The organism is Halalkaliarchaeum sp. AArc-GB (assembly GCF_031432225.1).
Classification (GTDB): Archaea; Halobacteriota; Halobacteria; order Halobacteriales; family Haloferacaceae; genus Halalkaliarchaeum.
On the sequence record NZ_JAVKGM010000028.1, the window covers coordinates 1 to 17,725 of the forward strand.

The 17,725-nt window shown below is 62.7% G+C and carries 12 protein-coding genes, 1 tRNA gene and 1 CRISPR repeat array; of the genes, 10 read left to right on the top strand and 3 right to left on the bottom strand.

Annotation, left to right across the window (positions count from 1 at the left end; all coding sequences use genetic code 11):
* Positions 1–5,503: direct repeats of the CRISPR family, unit length 30 nt; unit sequence CTTTCAGACGAACCCTTGTGGGGTTGAAGC.
* Positions 5,504–6,437: 934 nt separating this feature from the next.
* A complete protein-coding gene (locus RH858_RS16455) occupies positions 6,438–6,650 on the bottom strand; it encodes a hypothetical protein (RefSeq protein ID WP_310562477.1) in 213 nt (70 codons plus the stop codon).
* 272 nt (positions 6,651–6,922) lie between these two features.
* On the opposite strand from RH858_RS16455, the gene RH858_RS16460 reads away from it, so the two are divergent.
* The 7 genes from RH858_RS16460 to RH858_RS16490 all read left to right on the top strand — a co-directional run bounded on the left by RH858_RS16460 (position 6,923) and on the right by RH858_RS16490 (position 13,792).
* Positions 6,923–8,626, top strand: a complete 1,704-nt coding sequence (locus RH858_RS16460) for a histidine kinase N-terminal 7TM domain-containing protein (RefSeq protein ID WP_310562478.1) — start codon at positions 6,923–6,925, stop codon at positions 8,624–8,626.
* A 24-nt stretch (positions 8,627–8,650) separates the two neighbouring features.
* Complete coding sequence (locus RH858_RS16465) at positions 8,651–9,736, top strand: aminotransferase class I/II-fold pyridoxal phosphate-dependent enzyme (protein ID WP_259534030.1); 1,086 nt, start codon at positions 8,651–8,653, stop codon at positions 9,734–9,736.
* The gene (locus RH858_RS16470; protein ID WP_259534029.1) at positions 9,733–9,969 is read left to right on the top strand and encodes a hypothetical protein; all 237 of its coding nucleotides are present in this window, start codon (positions 9,733–9,735) and stop codon (positions 9,967–9,969) included. The genes RH858_RS16465 and RH858_RS16470 overlap by 4 nt, the downstream gene beginning before the upstream one ends.
* An 85-nt stretch (positions 9,970–10,054) precedes the next feature.
* A complete protein-coding gene (locus RH858_RS16475) occupies positions 10,055–10,432 on the top strand; it encodes a translation initiation factor IF-5A (protein WP_259534028.1) in 378 nt (125 codons plus the stop codon).
* Positions 10,432–11,268: an agmatinase gene (speB, locus tag RH858_RS16480; RefSeq protein WP_259534027.1), complete on the top strand. Its 837-nt coding sequence runs from the start codon at positions 10,432–10,434 to the stop codon at positions 11,266–11,268. The genes RH858_RS16475 and speB overlap by 1 nt, the downstream gene beginning before the upstream one ends.
* A gap of 59 nt (positions 11,269–11,327) precedes the next feature.
* The gene (secF, locus tag RH858_RS16485; RefSeq protein ID WP_310562479.1) at positions 11,328–12,200 is read left to right on the top strand and encodes a protein translocase subunit SecF; all 873 of its coding nucleotides are present in this window, start codon (positions 11,328–11,330) and stop codon (positions 12,198–12,200) included.
* On the top strand, positions 12,197–13,792 hold the full coding sequence (locus RH858_RS16490; RefSeq protein WP_259534025.1) for a preprotein translocase subunit SecD: 1,596 nt from the start codon (positions 12,197–12,199) through the stop codon (positions 13,790–13,792). The genes secF and RH858_RS16490 overlap by 4 nt, the downstream gene beginning before the upstream one ends.
* Before the next feature lie 26 nt (positions 13,793–13,818).
* Here RH858_RS16490 and RH858_RS16495 read toward each other — a convergent pair whose 3' ends face one another.
* Together RH858_RS16495 and RH858_RS16500 are read right to left on the bottom strand one after the other, a co-directional pair.
* Positions 13,819–15,537 (bottom strand): rhomboid family intramembrane serine protease, encoded by a 1,719-nt coding sequence (locus RH858_RS16495; protein WP_310562480.1) that lies wholly within the window; start codon positions 15,535–15,537, stop codon positions 13,819–13,821.
* A gap of 43 nt (positions 15,538–15,580) precedes the next feature.
* Positions 15,581–16,093 carry a DUF192 domain-containing protein gene (locus tag RH858_RS16500; protein WP_259534023.1) on the bottom strand — a complete coding sequence of 171 codons (513 nt, stop codon included), beginning with the start codon at positions 16,091–16,093 and terminating at the stop codon, positions 15,581–15,583.
* Between the two features lie 94 nt (positions 16,094–16,187).
* On the opposite strand from RH858_RS16500, the gene RH858_RS16505 reads away from it, so the two are divergent.
* From RH858_RS16505 to RH858_RS16515, 3 genes are all read left to right on the top strand, one after another.
* Positions 16,188–16,260: transfer RNA gene (locus tag RH858_RS16505), tRNA-Val, on the top strand.
* Between the two features lie 406 nt (positions 16,261–16,666).
* Positions 16,667–17,413 carry a helical backbone metal receptor gene (locus RH858_RS16510; RefSeq protein ID WP_259534022.1) on the top strand — a complete coding sequence of 249 codons (747 nt, stop codon included), beginning with the start codon at positions 16,667–16,669 and terminating at the stop codon, positions 17,411–17,413.
* A gap of 26 nt (positions 17,414–17,439) precedes the next feature.
* A partial coding sequence (locus RH858_RS16515) for a DUF84 family protein (protein ID WP_310562481.1) occupies positions 17,440–17,725 on the top strand: 286 nt, incomplete at its 3' end.

Below are 17,725 nucleotides of genomic sequence, written 5' to 3' on the forward strand. Positions count from 1 at the left end.
CTTTCAGACGAACCCTTGTGGGGTTGAAGCCCGAACTCGAGGAAATCCCGGAGAACGTCCCGATCTTTCAGACGAACCCTTGTGGGGTTGAAGCGCCTCCCCGCTGGCGAGTCGCCGTAGCGTTTCCAGGCTTTCAGACGAACCCTTGTGGGGTTGAAGCCCTGGTCGACTAACCGCGCTTCCGCGAGCAAGTGCCTTTCAGACGAACCCTTGTGGGGTTGAAGCCCCGCTCTTAGGCGAGAGAAAGACGCTCGGGCCCTTTCAGACGAACCCTTGTGGGGTTGAAGCGATAGTTGCCTCAGCGTCTCCGTAGACGTCCGGGCTTTCAGACGAACCCTTGTGGGGTTGAAGCGACGTCCTCGCGTACCATGTCGTTCATGTCGTCCACTTTCAGACGAACCCTTGTGGGGTTGAAGCGACGTGATCGACGTGCGCGGGGTGTGGCCCGAGGACTTTCAGACGAACCCTTGTGGGGTTGAAGCTTGGGTAGCAGGTCCGCCGCCGCCGAGACGTCGACGCTTTCAGACGAACCCTTGTGGGGTTGAAGCGCGGGCGCGTTGGCGTTGGCGGTGCCAATCGGAGTCCTTTCAGACGAACCCTTGTGGGGTTGAAGCTCGTCCCGATCGCGAGCCCGACGATCGCGAGCGCTTTCAGACGAACCCTTGTGGGGTTGAAGCGCCGGTCGGAAGGCGCCGCCGTCGTACTCACCAGCCTTTCAGACGAACCCTTGTGGGGTTGAAGCGATTACTCGGCGATTCACGAGATGGACATGCGGAACTTTCAGACGAACCCTTGTGGGGTTGAAGCCTGCGGGACTACGCCCGCGAGGACGTAGCCGAGTTGCTTTCAGACGAACCCTTGTGGGGTTGAAGCACGCCCTGAAGGTCCCGAATCGGGTCCTCGTAGTCCTTTCAGACGAACCCTTGTGGGGTTGAAGCGTCGGCGTCTGCCGCGTGCTTGAACGTGCCGAGTCTTTCAGACGAACCCTTGTGGGGTTGAAGCGACGGCGACGAACGCGGCCGGATCAAACACTACGCTTTCAGACGAACCCTTGTGGGGTTGAAGCCCGCATTGACCATCGGGTCGATCGGATACCAGTTCTTTCAGACGAACCCTTGTGGGGTTGAAGCCGTGTGGTGCCTGGCCGTGCCGTCCATGTCCCAGCCTTTCAGACGAACCCTTGTGGGGTTGAAGCATACGTAGCCGAGCGCCTCCAGTTGTGCGGCGGTGCTTTCAGACGAACCCTTGTGGGGTTGAAGCTTCGGCTGTGAGATCTACGGAGACGACTACATCGACTTTCAGACGAACCCTTGTGGGGTTGAAGCAGCGCCACGTCGAATATCACGCCGAGTGAGACGCCTTTCAGACGAACCCTTGTGGGGTTGAAGCGTAGGCAACCGAACCAACGAACCCGGCGATCGCCACTTTCAGACGAACCCTTGTGGGGTTGAAGCGGCCTCCGGGATCGGCTCGTCGGCCGTCGGCCCGTACTTTCAGACGAACCCTTGTGGGGTTGAAGCGAGAAGTACTGTCCCGGTTCCGAACCCGCGAGTTCCTTTCAGACGAACCCTTGTGGGGTTGAAGCCCCACGCGCACGTCGACGTCCCCGACTTGCTCGGCCTTTCAGACGAACCCTTGTGGGGTTGAAGCGACTGGGCGGCCGAGCGGGCCGACACCCGACCCACTTTCAGACGAACCCTTGTGGGGTTGAAGCCTCGAGCAGGCCGAACACACCAAGCAACGAATCGCCTTTCAGACGAACCCTTGTGGGGTTGAAGCCTGCAGGCTGGTGTCCATCGCCGGCTCCACCCCGTCTTTCAGACGAACCCTTGTGGGGTTGAAGCTCCACCGAAACGCCGTATGAGTCCTCAACGAGCGACTTTCAGACGAACCCTTGTGGGGTTGAAGCGGCTTGTTCGACTTGCTAGCCGTCTCACCGCGTCCTTTCAGACGAACCCTTGTGGGGTTGAAGCTACTTTGGAAGATGCTCTTATCGCAGCCAGTGAGTCTTTCAGACGAACCCTTGTGGGGTTGAAGCTTCGGCGCGACCGGCGGTTGGGAAGCGACCCTTCAACTTTCAGACGAACCCTTGTGGGGTTGAAGCCGAAGTCGACGACGCCATCTCGGATCGGGACTTGGCTTTCAGACGAACCCTTGTGGGGTTGAAGCACGAACTGTGCGGCCCCTCGGATAGATTGTCTCTTCTTTCAGACGAACCCTTGTGGGGTTGAAGCACAACCAGCGCAACGCCTGGTCCGGAGAGATCTCCCTTTCAGACGAACCCTTGTGGGGTTGAAGCGCCGGCCACGGCCCGCTCGGAGCGACCGTCGGCGCTTTCAGACGAACCCTTGTGGGGTTGAAGCACACGCAAGCCGATGTCGTGGAGCCACATCGCGGTCTTTCAGACGAACCCTTGTGGGGTTGAAGCACTGCGAACTCGTGCGCACCCGGGTCGAACAATTTCTTTCAGACGAACCCTTGTGGGGTTGAAGCTCCGCAAAACGGGCACTCGGCGGGTTGAAACCCTGACTTTCAGACGAACCCTTGTGGGGTTGAAGCCACCGTACCAGCGTTCGCGTAGGTGCCCGCGTTCTTTCAGACGAACCCTTGTGGGGTTGAAGCAGCTTCCTCAGACAACTGTGTGCCTGTGTACTGCACTTTCAGACGAACCCTTGTGGGGTTGAAGCGCGAACACCTGGAAAAGACGTCGTACCCACGACCGCTTTCAGACGAACCCTTGTGGGGTTGAAGCATACATCAAGGACGTGTTAGAATGAGTGACCCGGACTTTCAGACGAACCCTTGTGGGGTTGAAGCGGCGAGACGGTCACGACGAACGCGGGCGAAACGGACCTTTCAGACGAACCCTTGTGGGGTTGAAGCGTCCTCCGCGTCGTTGATGTCCGTGATTAGGGGGCTTTCAGACGAACCCTTGTGGGGTTGAAGCGTCGGATCCATCGTCTCCCCCTGGCTCGGGAGAGAGCTTTCAGACGAACCCTTGTGGGGTTGAAGCTACACCGGGAAACTCACGGCGTCCCATCAAGAAGCTTTCAGACGAACCCTTGTGGGGTTGAAGCTGCCGGACACTCGAGGACATCAGAGTCCGACGGCACCTTTCAGACGAACCCTTGTGGGGTTGAAGCACCTGCTTCAATCCATATTCGGTGTGCTTCGTGCAGGCTTTCAGACGAACCCTTGTGGGGTTGAAGCACCTCGCTCCAGCTCCAGTACTTCTTGTTCGCTACTTTCAGACGAACCCTTGTGGGGTTGAAGCTACGGTTACTCCGGAACGAGCGGGACCGAATATGTTCTTTCAGACGAACCCTTGTGGGGTTGAAGCTTGCGGACTCGGATACGCACCCATCAGCCGCATCGCCTTTCAGACGAACCCTTGTGGGGTTGAAGCCTGCTCCTCGTACATCGGCGCCGAACTCGATGCGTTCTTTCAGACGAACCCTTGTGGGGTTGAAGCTTCCCGAGGTCGGTCAGATGGGTGTCGAGAAGGTACTTTCAGACGAACCCTTGTGGGGTTGAAGCCCATGATGAGGTTCTCGAAGGCGTCCATCCCTCGGGTCTTTCAGACGAACCCTTGTGGGGTTGAAGCAATTGTTTGGCACGGGCGGCGGGTATTGCTGGTCTCCTTTCAGACGAACCCTTGTGGGGTTGAAGCGTCAAGCGGAGGTCCCGCCGGAGCGAATCGAGCGCCCTTTCAGACGAACCCTTGTGGGGTTGAAGCGTCGTCGGCTACTATCGGGTCGTTTGACAATGTGAGCTTTCAGACGAACCCTTGTGGGGTTGAAGCCAAGGTGTCGGGGTCCTTCTCCCCGGCTCTTTCGCGCCTTTCAGACGAACCCTTGTGGGGTTGAAGCATGATGGTAGCACCCGAGCAAAAAGTACAGGCCGGCTTTCAGACGAACCCTTGTGGGGTTGAAGCTCGGAGAGCGATTCGTGTGTCGACTCCGCAGCGGCTTTCAGACGAACCCTTGTGGGGTTGAAGCGCCTGTTCTGACTGGGAGGACCTCCGCCGTGCGAAGACTTTCAGACGAACCCTTGTGGGGTTGAAGCCCGTTTCACGGCGATCGTCGTCGGTGTCATCGTCGCTTTCAGACGAACCCTTGTGGGGTTGAAGCGCTGATTTGGGCGAATCTGGGGGAGGGGGGCGTCTTCTTTCAGACGAACCCTTGTGGGGTTGAAGCACTTCGACATACTCGTTCGCGACGACGAGCGCGAGGCTTTCAGACGAACCCTTGTGGGGTTGAAGCATCGGCAGCGACACCGTGGGGGTCTGTTCGAGGAACCTTTCAGACGAACCCTTGTGGGGTTGAAGCATCGGCAGCGACACCGTGGGGGTCTGTTCGAGGAACCTTTCAGACGAACCCTTGTGGGGTTGAAGCGAGACGACGACGCCCGTCGACGAACTCGCGTTAGACTTTCAGACGAACCCTTGTGGGGTTGAAGCGAGTTCCAGATGCTGGATAACGAGGAGCAGTTGACTTTCAGACGAACCCTTGTGGGGTTGAAGCCCCAATGCCCGGCAGGTTGATACCGCGTTGCCACACCACTTTCAGACGAACCCTTGTGGGGTTGAAGCACCTCGGAGAAAATCCGCCAGGAGATCGTCGGCACTTTCAGACGAACCCTTGTGGGGTTGAAGCCCGCCGCTCGACGGCACCGACTACTGGAACCGATACTTTCAGACGAACCCTTGTGGGGTTGAAGCGACCTCCTCTCTGTCGCGGTCCTCTCCAAGCAGCTTTCAGACGAACCCTTGTGGGGTTGAAGCACCGGAATATCGAAACTGAACGTTGTCAGTTGTTGCTTTCAGACGAACCCTTGTGGGGTTGAAGCACCGATACTGCTGGCGCACGTCCGACCGCACCGGGGCGCTTTCAGACGAACCCTTGTGGGGTTGAAGCTGCTGGAACCTCTTTATCTCGAATACGAGGCGATTCTTTCAGACGAACCCTTGTGGGGTTGAAGCTCGATCACGCTGACGGGCGTGGAGAACACGGCGCCGCTTTCAGACGAACCCTTGTGGGGTTGAAGCCGTCGTGAGATACCGACTCGAGGGGAACATCTGCCTTTCAGACGAACCCTTGTGGGGTTGAAGCAGACTCCCCGGTGAGAATCGTCTCCGTGTCGAGTCGCTTTCAGACGAACCCTTGTGGGGTTGAAGCGCCCGCCCAGGGTTCGTGACGATTACCTCGAGCGTCCTTTCAGACGAACCCTTGTGGGGTTGAAGCGCCAGATGACGCCCAGCGCCGCGAAGCAATCAAGACTTTCAGACGAACCCTTGTGGGGTTGAAGCTGATCCAGCGGGATGGGTACCGAGAAGACGAACTCTTTCAGACGAACCCTTGTGGGGTTGAAGCCGGATTTGACCCGCTTTCAACTACTGAACTATTTTCTTTCAGACGAACCCTTGTGGGGTTGAAGCGCCGTCCGGGCGACCAATGTGGACCGTCTGACCGTTCTTTCAGACGAACCCTTGTGGGGTTGAAGCGTCTGCTGATATCAATACGGAGATCACGACCGACCGGGAGACCATCGTCTCGCTGAGCGGTGGCGCCCGCGATGTGCTGCTCCAGCTGACGATCGCCGAGCTGGTGTTTTTCCTCACCATCGAACGGGAAGTCTTCTTCAGCGACCTCGATAGCACCGCGCACGAGTGGTCCCTGCTGCGCCTGACTGAGCAGGTTCCCAAGGCCATTCCAGGAGGCTATCTAGGCGATCATCGCCGTCGGCGGTTGTCAGAAGCTCTCAGAACTCGCCGAGATAACCGTCCAGTCGAAGAGTACGATCATCCGGCACGTGAGCGACATCGAGGGGATGGGCATGCTCAAGACCGAAATCCGCGAGAAGTCGAACGCGTTTGCACTGTGTTTTCGCGGAGTTGTTCTGGATCGCACACCAGAACGATCGGAAACGAACTAACTACGTGACTTAAAGGGTATCAAGCCAACTCGTTCAAGCACACTTCAATGGTTTTTGTCGCAATGGATGCGGGTTTCAGGTCTTTTGAGATTAAGTAGGCAGTATTCAGTTGGTTCGATCCGGATAATGACGTGTTGAGGATTCCGGAGGAGGGGTTGAGTAACGGTAGGAGCCTTTCTTGCAATATCGGTCGTTTCTGCTGGATTTTCTATGCATCCTCGATCAACCGCTCTGTTTCAATCCCGTGCTGGGTATTCCCCCTGTCTCGACAGGAGAACGGAGGCGGGGAGATCGGTCAGTCGTTGTTCTTCAGTGATCTCGACAGTACCGTTCGTGAGTGGCTGTTACCTACGCTGACGGCACAGGTGCCCGAACGAACGCTCCAGACTCTCAAAGCGGCCGTTACGGAAATTCGAGGCGAAAGCCTCGAACTTTACATTCTCCGCCGAACTGTTCTGGATGACTCGCTGAGAGTGCGTATATCCCCGAGAGCGCGTTCGCTTTCACTCGCCCCACCATTCCTCGAACCGTTCGGACATCGAGTCGGCCACGTCAGCGAGATACACCGTTCCCCAGACCGCCGTGACGAACGCGTCGACGAGGTTGAAAAGCAGATCCACCATGGTGTCGTCGACTCCGTGCTGGGCGAGCACGGCGGGGATTCCCGTCCGGATCGCGAACTGATCGACGGAGCCCATCCTGCTGTGGATTCGCACCGACTGCTCCCCTAAAGTCCTCGCGCTGTCGGCAGTGCTCGGGTTTCCGCTTATTACACAGTCAAGGCGACTCGCCGATCTGGCACCGGTCGTCGCCAGTTTGCTCCCGGCGAGCGTCCGGCCGTACGTCCCGGACCGGTACCTCTCCGAGGCCGACGCTGTGGGATCTCGGACCTCCCCATAGCGGGTGGAGCTGCTCGAACACCCAAAACGTGTCAAACGAGAGTTAAAAACAATTATTACACGTCTTCGGAGAAATAAACCCAGCCTCGATGGGTTGGACGATATCGCCGTTCGCGGTTATCGTGTTCGGGAGTTCGGTCGTGGCGCTCGCGGTCGGTGTCGCCGCACTCCGGCAGCGACCGGACCCGATAGCCTGGCCGCTGGCAGCGTTGATGTTCGCGGCCGCAGCGTGGGCTCTCCCCCACGGCGTTGCGCTCGGCTATTCTTCTGTCGAGCAAGTCGCCTTCTGGCACCAGCTCCGCTACCCCGGAACCGTTCTCGCGCCCGTGGCGTATCTCGTCGTGGCGCTCCGCTATGCCGGCTACGAGCGGTGGCTCTCCCGACGGTCCTACGCGCTTCTTTCGATTGTCCCCGCAATCACGATCACCGCGGTGTGGACGAACCCGTCTCACGGTCTGTTCTGGGAGTCGCTTTCGATCGCGACGGTCGGTGGCGCGTCGGTTCTGGTACCGGAGTTCGGCCCGTTGTACTGGATCAGCCTCGGCTATCTGTACTCGATAACGGTTCTGGGTCTGGTGGTGTACGCCATCGCGATCGCCCGATCGGGATCCGTCTATCGCAAGCAGGCGGTGTTGCTGTTCGTCGCCGCCTTCGTCCCCCTGGCGACGAACGTCGCGATGAACTTCGGAATGGGGCCCGAGCCGACGGTCGATCTCACCACCACGGCACTGGCCGTCTCCGGGCTGGTGTTCGCGCTGGCGCTGTTTTACTTCGACTTGCTGTCGCTCCGGCCGGTCGCCCGGGACCGGCTCGTCGAAGCGCTCGAGGATGGGGTCGTGGTCGTCGGTCCCGACGGCGAGGTCAGGGACTTCAATCCGGTCGCCGGACGCATCTTCGACGGGATCACCGTCGGACAGCCCGCAGACGAGCTCCTGTCGTCGAACGTCGTCTCCGACGGCGGCGAGCTCGTCGTCGAAAACGGGGGGGAGGAACGTCGGTTCCGTCCGCGATCGACGCCACTGACCGACGGGCGAGACCGCGAGATCGGGCGGATCGTCTATCTCCAGGACGTCACCGACGTCACCGAGCACGAACAGCGGATCAGCGTGCTCAACCGGATCCTCCGACACAACGTCCGCAACGAACTGAACGTCGTTCTCGGACACCTGGAGCTGCTGGAGCGTCGGTCGACAGGGGGCAGCGTCGAGCACGTCGAAACTGCAATCGAGAGTTCGAGGCGAGTCGTCGAGTTCTCCGAGAAGGCGCGCCACGTCGAGCAAACGCTCCAGGGTCGCGACAGCGCGGTGGAGGCGTCGGCGACCGACGTCGTGGATCGCGTCGTTTCCGACGCCAGGGGGCGGTATCCGCACGCGGATATCGCGGTCGAACTCCCGGAACGTGCCGACCCCGATGACCGGGTGAGCGTCGTCGACCTGGAGCTGTTCGAGCTGGCAGTCGCGGAACTGATCGAGAACGCGGTCGAACATCACGACTGTTCCTCGCCCCGGGTGACCGTTCGAGTCGAACCCGACGGCGAACTGATCTCCATCCGGATCGCCGACGACGGTCCCGGAATCCCGGAGCCGGAACGGAAGATCCTGAGCTCCCGGGCGGAGACGGATCTGGTCCACGGCAGCGGTCTCGGGCTGTGGCTTGTACAGTGGACTGCGTCGCTCTCGGCCGGCGAGCTCTCTATCGGGGACAACGAGCCGCGAGGTACCGTCGTCACCCTCTCGCTCCCGGTCGCCGACGGGGACGCTTCCGCCGACTGCGGCCAGTCCCGAACGAATTAACCTCGTCTCCGCACACACGTCCGTATGGACATTGCCCCGTTCGGCCTCGAACGCTGGTTCGCGGAGTACGAACACGACGCCGAGATCATGCTCGCCGAAAGCGGGATCCGGTCGCTTTCCGCCTCCCGGTTCGATCTCGATCCGGGCGAGTTGGGCTATGTGATCCCCACGAACGGCGATCCGGAGCTCCGTGCCCGGGTGGGGGAACGCTACGATCGATCGGCCGAGGAGGTCCTTTTCACCTGCGGGACCCAGGAGGCGAACGTTCTAGCGTTCCTCTCGCTTCTGGGGGGCGACGGCGGCGACCACGCTGTCGTGGTGACGCCGACCTACCAGGCGCTGTACTCGGTTCCGGAGGCGTTCGGTTCGGTAACGACGGTCCCACTCGAGCCACCGCGGTGGGCACTCGACGTCGACGCGGTCCGGGAGGCGATCACCGACGACACCGCGGTCGTCGTCGTGAACAACCCGAACAACCCGACGGGACGGTATCACGGCGAGGAGATCATCCAGCAACTGTACGACGTTGCCGCCGCACACGACGCGTACCTGCTGTGTGATGAAGTGTATCGGCTGCTCGCCGAGGACCCGCTGCCCCCGGCTGCGAGCATGGGCGAGTACGGCCTGTCGACGACGAGCCTCACGAAGGCGTACGGGCTGGCGGGTCTGCGGTTCGGCTGGCTCGTCGGCGATCGATCGGTGATCGACGCCGCCTGGAACTGGAAGGACTACACCACCATCTCGCCGTCGCTGTTCGGCCAGCACGTCGCAAAACAGGCGCTGGGTCGACGGGAGGCGGAGATCCTGTCGGAGAACCGCGAACTCGCCGCCGAAAACCGGGAGATCGTCGCCGACTGGATCGATCGCCACGGTCTCTCCTGGTACGATCCGGTCGGGGTCAACGGCTTCGTCACCGTCCCGGACGGGTTCGAGTCGAGCACCGACTTCTGTCGAACCGTCGTCGAACAGGAGGGCGTCGTGCTCGCCCCCGGGGAGCTGTTCGGTCACGACGACTACTTCCGGATCGGGTTCGGGCTTCCCACCTCCGAACTGGAGCGTGGACTCTCGCACGTCTCGAAGGCGATCGTGAACCGCGGGGAGCCCCAATGAGCCTCTTCCCGGACCGATTCGACGACCTTTCGGAGGAGTCGATCGCGCTCGGGGCAGGTGCGGTCACCCTGATCGTCGTGAACCTCGCGGGCAACGCCGTCGGTCTGGAGTTTCCCGGCCGGACGATCGTCGCGATCGCTGCCGGATTCCTGGCGCTGATGGCGACGAGCTATCTCCGGACAGGAAATCTGCTCCCCGAAGGCGACGACGAGGAGTACGAACCCGAACTGTAGGCGACGAACAGTGCCGAAAGTCGACGGAGGGGCCCGCACGTCGACGATCAAACCGTTTATACTACCGCCGGCAAAACGACGGTGTATGCCGAAAGAGCAAAAGCAGGTTCGCGATCTCCAGGAAGGCAGCTACGTGATGATGGACGACACACCCTGCAAGATCAACGCCTACAGCACCGCAAAGCCCGGAAAACACGGCAGTGCGAAGGCCAGAGTCGAGGGACGTGGCGTCTTCGATGGCAAGAAGCGATCGTTCTCCCAGCCGGTCGACGCGAAGGTGTGGGTGCCGATCATCGAGCGGAAGCAGGGGCAGGTCGTCTCGGTGACTGGCGACGACGCCCAGGTGATGGACCTGGACACCTACGAGACGTTCACCATGCGGATACCCGAGGACGAATCGTTCTCCTCGGACGACACCATCGAGTACCTCGAGTACGAGGACCAGCGGAAGATCGTCGGATAATGTTCCCCGGCGCGTCGGCCGACCGCGAGGCGGCGGAGTACGCGATCGTCGGTGCGCCCCTGGACGCGACGACGACCTTTCAGCCCGGGACCCGCTTCGGTCCCGACCGGATCCGCCGCTTTGCGGAGACGTACGACGACTACGACCGGCGGACGGACCAGTTTTTCACTGATCTCTCGGTGCACGACGCCGGCGATGTCCACGCGTGGTCTGACGTCCCCGACTACCTCGAGTTCCTCGAGGGGACCCTGCGGGACGTCGTCTGGGAGGACGCGGTGCCGCTCGTTGTGGGCGGGGAGCATACGGTTACGTACGCGGGCGTCGCCGCCGTCGAGCCGGACGTTCTCGTCGTCCTCGACGCTCACCTGGATCTCCGTGACGCGTACGCCGGCGACGAGTGGAGCCACGCCTGCGTCTGTCGCCGGGCGCTCGAGGAGGGGCACGCCGACCGGCTCGTCGTCGTCGGCGCGAGAACCGGCTCTCCCGAGGAGTGGGATCGCGCCGAGGCGGACGACGTGACCGTCGTGTCTCCCGAAGAGACCCGGCAGTGGATCACGGCGATGGACGCGGGGGAACACGAACTCGCGGAGGTCGACTCCGTCTACCTCTCGGTGGACATCGACGGCGCGGATCCCGGATACGCGCCGGGGACGGGAACGATGGAGCCGTTCGGCCTGACGCCCCGCGAGATGCGGGACGCGGTCCGAGCGGTGGCGCCCCGGTCCGACGGATTCGACGTCGTCGAGGTGAACGATCGCGACGACGGCCAGGCGGCGGCGCTGGCCGGGAAACTGTTGCGAGAGTTCGTCTACGGACACGCCGCCAATAGCCGATAACGCGGCCGTGTCGCCGGAAAACGAGAAGGCTTATTCAATGCGAACTCGCAGACGCGTTTATGGTCGAACTGCGGGTACCGGAGGTCGATTACACCGAGTATTCGAACCGCCAGCTCCTGGTGGTTCCGCTCGCTGTTCTCGCGCTCGCGCTTTTGATCGTCGGTGGCTGGTATCTGCTGACCGGCGCCCCCGCGAACTACGGGCTGGAGTTTACGGGGGGGACGGAGGTGCGGATCGCCATGGACGACGTCGAGGATCCCGACGCGGCGATCGAGGAGGCGTTCTCGGCGGAGCCGGACACGATCCGGTCGATCCCCGGGGACGACGTGTACGTGGTGACGTTCCGCGCCGGCGTCACCGACGCGTCGACGATCGAATCGGAGGTTGAAGCTGCCGACTTCGAGTTACGCGGGTTAGACGAAGTGAGCGAGAGCTTCGGGGCAGACACCCGTCAACTCGCGGTCACCGGCGTCGGCATCGCGTTCCTCGGGATGGCGGTGCTGGTGTTCGCGCTGTTCCGGACGTTCATCCCCTCGGTGGCAGTCGTCGCTTCGGCGTTTTCCGACATCGTGATCCCGATTGCGATGATGAATCTTCTCGGGATCGATCTGACGCTGGGGACGGTTGCGGCACTCCTGATGTTGATCGGGTACAGCGTCGACTCCGACATCCTGTTGAACAACAGCGTGCTCCGCCGGACCGGTGACTTCTACGAGTCGGTTCACCGGGCGATGCGCACCGGCGTGACGATGACGATCACCTCTATCGCCGCGATGACGGTGATGGCGATCGCCGCGACGATTCTCGGGGTGGATCTGCTCCGTGACATCGGGATTATCCTGGTCGTCGGGCTGTTCGCGGACCTGATGAACACCTATCTGATGAACGTGACGCTGCTTCGCTGGTACAAGTTCCGGGGGGTAAAACGATGATCAAGGAGAACTGGCGACTGCTGCTGCTCGCCGTTTTCATACTCGCAGCGACGTTCGCGCTGTTCTCGCCGACGATGGCACCGGAATCTCCCGACGTCGTCGAGGGTGACGACGTCGAACAGCAGGCGTCCGAAGGGCTGACGAACCTCCAGTACGGGCTGGATCTCGCGGGCGGGACGCGGATCCGTGCGCCGCTTCTCGGGTTCGTCGCCGACGGCGTCGAATTCGGGGGTGACACCCCCTCACAGGTCGCCCAGAACGTCGCGAACGAACTGCCGGACACCGACTCGACCGACGTCAACGTCGAACAACGCACCGAGGACGGGGGCGAGGTCGAGGTGACAGACGCTGGCGTCACCGAAGAGGAGTTCGCGGTCGCGCTCGAGGCAGCCGGCTACCAGTACGATTCGATCTCGCCGGGCGTCACCGACGAAACCCGTGACGCAGCGATCCGGGTGATCGACGGGAAGATCAACGAGGCCGGACTCTCGGGCGGGAGCGTCCGCCAGGTGTTCGACCCCGGCGCAGGCGAACACTTCCTGCTGATCGAGGTGCCGGGCGAGGACAGAAGCGACGTCATCGAACTCATCGAGGAGCGCGGGACGGTCCGGATCGACATCTACTACCCCGACGATGAGGCCGAGGACGGCTACTCGACCGAACGCTCCGTGCTGGTGCAGGACGACTTCGAGAACATCGGGACCGCCCAGCGCGACGAATCGGACCGGCCGTACGTGCCGGTGTCAGTCGTCAACGAAGAAGGCAACCCGGCGGCCGAGCGGTTCCAGGACGCCGCCGCAGAATTGGGCGTCGCGCAACCGGGCGGGTCGCAGTGTACCTACTTCAGTGACGACGGCGTCGGCGAGACCCAGGACCCGTGCCTCCTGCTCGTCGTCGACGGCGAGGTCGTCAACGCGTTCGGGATGCAGCCGGGACTTGCAGAGAGTATGCGTGAAGGCTCGTGGGCGAACGATCCCGGCTTCCGGCTGATGGCGACCGACTTCCAGGACGCCCAGCGCATCTCGTTGAACCTCCGCGCGGGTGCGATCCCGGCCCAGTTGGGGATCGAACAGGGAACCTCGTCGTTCATCTCTCCGACACAGGGTGAGAACTTCCGGCTGTTCGGCGTGATCATCGGGGCCCTCGCTGTGATTGCGGTCGCAGGCATGGTGTTCCTCCGCTACCGGAACCCGAAGGTCGCGCTCCCGATGACGGTGACCGCGTTCTCGGAAGTGTACATCCTGCTCGGGTTTGCCGCGCTGGTTCAGTATCCGGTGGATCTGGCAGTCGTCGCCGGCTTCATCGCCGTGGTCGGTACGGGGGTGGACGACCTCGTGATTATCGCCGACGAGGTGATGAGCGAGGGCGAGGTGAAATCCAGGAAGGTGTTCGACTCGCGGTTCAGGCGAGCGTTCTGGGTGATCGGCGCCGCCGCCGCGACCACGATCATCGCGATGTCACCGCTGATGATTCTCTCGCTGGGTGACCTCTCCGGCTTCGCGATCTTCACCATCCTGGGCGTGCTGGTCGGTGTGCTGATCACCCGGCCCGCGTACGGGGACATCCTCCGGCGGGGTCTCACCCATCGCTGAACGCGGCCGTCGCTCCCGGATTCGGTTCAGCGCCGGTACGTCTCCTTTGCGGCGATTCGAACCCGCGTTTCGCCGCGTTCTGCGAACAGGTCGTCCTCTTCGCGGACGAACTGCACGCCCATCGCGTCGACCGATTCGTTTTGCTCGGGGATCTGCACCGTCTCGATCCCGCCGTCGTGGGCGACAAGCAGGTGGAACCCGTCCTCCCAGGAGACGACCGTGACGTTCCGCCCGTCCACGCGTGGCTGGGCGTGGGATCCCGTCGAGGTAAACGCGACACGGCGGTCCCCGTCGTGTTCGAGCTCCACCCGGTAGACGCGGTCCCCGCCGACGACCTGCCAGCCCGTCCGGTGGGCGGTCACCGAGTCGCGCCAGCCGAGCCCGCCGAGCCCGATCTGTTCCTGCCCGGAGCCTTGCAGGCGATTCTTCGAGGCTGCAGTGGTCCAGAGATGTCGCTCCTGGCTCTTCACGATTACTCCCGAGGTCTCGACGGCGGTGGTTTCGCCGAACAGATCGACGTCGATCACGTCGACCATCCCGTCGGTGACACCCTCTGCGTAGGTCACTTGGTAGTCACGCACCTCGATCGGATCGCCCGGAAGCGGCTCCTCGTCGGCGGTGACGAGGTTCACCGGGATCGCCGGCCCGGCGATCATCGCCGCGCCCACGAGGAGGAGTACGAAGCCGATCGCCGCCGCCGACACGCCCGCGATCGGGTTCGACACCGGGATCGAGGGGAGCGAGAGGCGGAACGGAGACGACGAGAGGAACGGAAGCGACGAGGGTGTCGGAAGCGACGGAATCGACAGCGGTTCGTCGCGAGTGGCTCCGGCGAGGACCACGAGCGTCGCGAGCAGAATCACGAGCGCCAGGCCGATCGCCCGGTAGAGCACGTACGTCTCGCCGCCGCGGTACCAGTACACCGCCCACAACGACCGCGTCGCGCCGTACAGTAACACGCCGGTCCCGAGCCGGAGCGCCGAGGGGAGATCACCCCGACGGCGTCGGAGGTACAATCCGACGAGAAGTCCCACGAACAGCCCGAGCGCGTGGCCCTGGATCGCGATCGTCGCCCACGAGGGTGTTTGATACACCCAATCTGCACTGGCGACGAGTTCCGGATGTCGCATCGCGTTGTACACCAGTCGGACGAGCGTACTCGCCGCCAGGGCGACGATCGTCCCCAGCGGGTAGAAGGCCAGCGCGAATCCCCCGAATGCGAAGACCACGCCCGAAAAGCCGATCACCGGACCGACGGCGAAAAGCGACGAGAGCAGTCCGGCGACGAGAACCGCCCCGGGGACGATCAGGAACGCACGGACGTACGGGTTCGTTTTCCACGATTCGAACGACGAGGAGCCTCTCGACTGGGGGAAGTGGCCCCAGGCGTACTCCGCGAGCGTGCCCAGCACCAGTGCACCCAGCAGGTTGCCGATCAGGTGGCCCGCACTCGCGTGGGAAAAGCCCGCCGTCACCATCCCCAGCGGGTAGAAGTACGACCACGCCCGGAACGGCACCACCACCGGATTGTACCAGTTTTCGGCACCGCCCTGGACGAACAGGTACACGAGGAGGACCCCCCCGAGGGAAACGAGCGTGCCCCACGGGATCCCGAACAACAACCGGGAGCGGAGTTTTCGACCCCACGCTCCCTGCGGTCGGTCGATCGCGTACACGATGGCGAACGCGAGGAGGCCGGCAGCGACGACCGCGAGCCGCTGGAGCGGGAGCCACTCCGGAACCATACCCCGACTGTGTCGCCCCGTTCCCTTGAAGGGGTCGGTCGCGTCAGGTGGTCTCGTCGCGGTCGTCGGCGGGGGAGTGGATCGGTTCGACTACCAGATCGCCCTCTTCGATGCCGTGTTCGTCGGTGAATCCGAGATTCACTTCGAGGACGTACTGTCCGTAGCCGGTGTAGGTGGTGAGCGACGACTGGTCCTCTTCGACGGGTGCCTCGTGGATCGTCGTGATCGTCCCGTTCTCGTCGACGAAGACGATGTCGATCGGGAACGACATGTCTCGCATGATGTAGTCGTACGTGCCCGGCTCGTCGTGGACGAACCACATCCCCTCGTCGGGAGCGAGGTCGTCGGTGTTCGAGAGCCCAGTGTAGCGTTTTTCTCGGGTGTCGGCGATTCGGGCGTCGACAGTGGCGAGCCGGTCCCCGCTGTCGGCGTTCTCGATCGTGACTGTGGTCCACTCGTAGTCGCCCCGCTCGTGCAGCCCGAGACTCATCCCGACCGCTATCCCTGCGACGAGGAGGACGACGACAACGGCAGCACCGAGGGCCCGTTCGTTCACGGGGGAATCGTGGGGCGACCGACGTATGAGCGTGTCGTCCGGTTTCGCTCCAGAAGGAAAGCGTTATTCGCTCGGGGCGGGTGGGTTCGAATGCGGGCTCGTGGTCTAGTGGTTATGACGCGTCCCTTACAAGGACGAGATCGGCGGTTCGAATCCGCCCGAGCCCATACGAGTGCCCGAGCGTCAGCGAGGGCCGAGTATTTCTGCGAGGCGGATTCGAACCGGAGAAAGACGGTCGTCTCGTTTCACTCGACGCTGCGTCTTTCAGGGCTCAACCGCCCTCGCATACAGTTCTGCGACTCACTTCGTTCGTCCCAGAAATTGGCTCGGGCGGATTCGAACCAGCGAGCGGGAGGTGAGCGAGCGAAGCGAGCGAACGGGAGCGAGTGAGGTTCGAATCCGCCCGAGCCACGTTGTCCCGGAGCCGAGCCGTCTCCGAGCTACGTCGTCCCGGGGCCGAGCCGTCCCTGAGCCACGTCGTCCCGGAGCCGAGCCGTCTCCGAGCCGATCCCATATCCAGACGATCCATGCCGTCCACACCGGTTTATAAACTCTCACCACTATCACAAGACGATGACCGTGGAACCGATCGTCTCGCTGGCGCCGAGCGCGACCGCGACGATCGCGGCGATGGGCCTGACAGATCGCCTCGCGGGCGTGACCACACACTGTTCGATCGATGCGGAGACGGCCGACGTCACGCGGGTCGGTGGCTGGCTGAACCCGTCGTACGACCGCCTCCGCGATATCGGTCCCGCGGTCGTCTGTACGAGCGACGAACTCCAGCGGGAGATCCGGGACGAACTTCGCGATCGTGGATACGACGTCGTCCATCGGGAACCCGCCCGACTCGAGGAGGTGATCGACGGGTTCGAAGCGCTCGGCAGGGCACTCGGCGAAACCGACGCAGGAACGCGACTCGCCCGTACGTGCCGAGAGCGTCTCGAGGAGGGAAAACGGCGGGTCGCCGGACGGGACCGCCCCGTCGTCTACTGCGAGGAGTGGTCGGATCCGCCGATGGCGGCAGGCAACTGGGTCCCGGACGCGGTCCGTGCTGCGGGCGGCCGGTATCCCTTCGTTGCACCCGGAGAGCGATCGCGGGAGATCCAGCAGGCGGCCGTCGAGAACGCGGCTCCCGATCACGCGGTGTTGCACGTCTGCGGGCACGGCGATCGCGTCTCGCCCGACCGGATCGCGGGCAGGGAATGGGACGTCGATCCCGAAATCCACGTCGTCGACGATTCTCTGTTGAATCAATCGAGTCCGCGCCTGCTCGACGGCATCGAACTGCTGTCCGATCGACTGCATCCGCAAGACTGAACGGGGTTCCAGACAGTCTCTCCGACATGCGAGTCGCCGTCGGGAGCAGGAATCCCGTGAAACGCCGGGCGGTACAGCTGGCGATGAAAAGCGACGCGGACGGCTTCGGCGACGGGGCCGTCGTCGAACGGGTCGACGTCGACTCCGGCGTCGACGAACAGCCGACCAGCCACGCGGAGACGCGCACCGGTGCGGAGGTCCGCGCCGAGCGGGCGTACGCGGCCGGCGAGTACGACCTCGCGGTCGGAATCGAGGGCGGCGTGGCGCGGTTCCCGGACGGTTCGGCAGGTTCGAAGAGAGACGGAGACGGTC

What these genes read in the sequence shown, in the direction of transcription:
- RH858_RS16510 (WP_259534022.1), top strand. Translation starts at nt 16,667, where the DNA reads ATGACCGTGGAACCGATCGTCTCGCTGGCGCCGAGCGCGACCGCGACG.
- RH858_RS16490 (WP_259534025.1), top strand. Translation starts at nt 12,197, where the DNA reads ATGATCAAGGAGAACTGGCGACTGCTGCTGCTCGCCGTTTTCATACTC.
- RH858_RS16460 (WP_310562478.1), top strand. Translation starts at nt 6,923, where the DNA reads ATGGGTTGGACGATATCGCCGTTCGCGGTTATCGTGTTCGGGAGTTCG.
- RH858_RS16475 (WP_259534028.1), top strand. Translation starts at nt 10,055, where the DNA reads ATGCCGAAAGAGCAAAAGCAGGTTCGCGATCTCCAGGAAGGCAGCTAC.
- RH858_RS16495 (WP_310562480.1), bottom strand. Translation starts at nt 15,537, where the DNA reads ATGGTTCCGGAGTGGCTCCCGCTCCAGCGGCTCGCGGTCGTCGCTGCC.
- RH858_RS16465 (WP_259534030.1), top strand. Translation starts at nt 8,651, where the DNA reads ATGGACATTGCCCCGTTCGGCCTCGAACGCTGGTTCGCGGAGTACGAA.
- speB (WP_259534027.1), top strand. Translation starts at nt 10,432, where the DNA reads ATGTTCCCCGGCGCGTCGGCCGACCGCGAGGCGGCGGAGTACGCGATC.
- RH858_RS16470 (WP_259534029.1), top strand. Translation starts at nt 9,733, where the DNA reads ATGAGCCTCTTCCCGGACCGATTCGACGACCTTTCGGAGGAGTCGATC.
- secF (WP_310562479.1), top strand. Translation starts at nt 11,328, where the DNA reads ATGGTCGAACTGCGGGTACCGGAGGTCGATTACACCGAGTATTCGAAC.